Annotated in this window: 1 tRNA gene and 1 rRNA gene; both read left to right on the top strand. The window is 45.8% G+C overall.

The annotated features are described in order from the left end of the window. The first annotated feature begins 95 nt into the window (after window positions 1-95). Window positions 96-168 (top strand) — tRNA-Ala (locus tag V6590_RS20795). A gap of 146 nt (window positions 169-314) precedes the next feature. Then, window positions 315-877 (top strand): 23S ribosomal RNA (locus V6590_RS20790); the annotation flags it as partial.

Genomic DNA, 877 nt, shown 5'->3' with positions numbered 1-877 from the left:
AAGGTAGCCGTATCGGAAGGTGCGGCTGGATCACCTCCTTTCTAAGGAAAAACGGAATGTACTTGAGTTTCTTATTTAGTTTTGAGAGGTCTTGTGGGGCCTTAGCTCAGCTGGGAGAGCGCCTGCTTTGCACGCAGGAGGTCAGCGGTTCGATCCCGCTAGGCTCCATTGAATCGAAAGATTCAAGTATTGTCCATTGAAAATTGAATATCTATATCAAATTCCATATGTAAGTAATTACATATAGATAGTAACAAGAAAATAAACCGAAACGCTGTGAATATTTAATGAGTTAGGTCGAAAGGCCAAAATAAGGTTAAGTTAATAAGGGCGCACGGTGGATGCCTTGGCACTAGAAGCCGATGAAGGACGTGACTAACGACGAAATGCTTTGGGGAGCTGTAAGTGAGCAATGATCCAGAGATGTCCGAATGGGGGAACCCGGCAGGTAATGCCTGTCACTCATTACTGTTAAGGTAATGTAGAGGAAGACGCAGTGAACTGAAACATCTAAGTAGCTGTAGGAAGAGAAAGCAAAAGCGATTGCCTTAGTAGCGGCGAGCGAAACGGCAAGAGGGCAAACCGAAGAGTTTACTCTTCGGGGTTGTAGGACTGCAACGTGGACTTAAAGATTATAGAAGAACTACCTGGGAAGGTAGGCCAAAGAGAGTAATAGCCTCGTATTCGAAATAGTCTTTATACCTAGCAGTATCCTGAGTACGGCGAGACACGAGAAATCTCGTCGGAATCTGGGAGGACCATCTCCCAACCCTAAATACTCTCTAGTGACCGATAGTGAACCAGTACCGTGAGGGAAAGGTGAAAAGCACCCCGGGAGGGGAGTGAAATAGAACCTGAAACCGTGTGCCTACAACAA

This window comes from Gemmobacter denitrificans, from assembly GCF_036964905.1.
Lineage (GTDB): Bacteria > Pseudomonadota > Alphaproteobacteria > Rhodobacterales > Rhodobacteraceae > Gemmobacter > Gemmobacter denitrificans.
The sequence above is the reverse complement of the archived record's forward strand: the minus strand, read 5'-3'. Positions and strand labels throughout refer to the sequence as shown.